Here is a 232-nt window from a genome sequence, read left to right on the forward strand (position 1 = left end):
CCTTCTTGCCGGCGCCGTCGACGATGGTGGTGTTCTCCTTGGAGATCGACACCTTCTTGGCGCGGCCGAGCATGTTGAGGCCGACATTCTCGAGCTTGATGCCGAGGTCTTCGGAAATGACCTGGCCACCGGTGAGGATGGCGATGTCTTCCAGCATGGCCTTGCGGCGATCACCGAAGCCCGGCGCCTTGACGGCGGCGATCTTCAGGCCGCCACGCAGCTTGTTGACGAC

General features: G+C 62.9%; 1 pseudogene. It reads right to left on the reverse strand.

The features are described from left to right. Positions 1 to 232: pseudogene (gene groEL / locus AC0L2A_RS36590) on the reverse strand (chaperonin GroEL); the annotation flags it as partial.

This window comes from Mesorhizobium sp. WSM4844 (assembly GCF_055811775.1).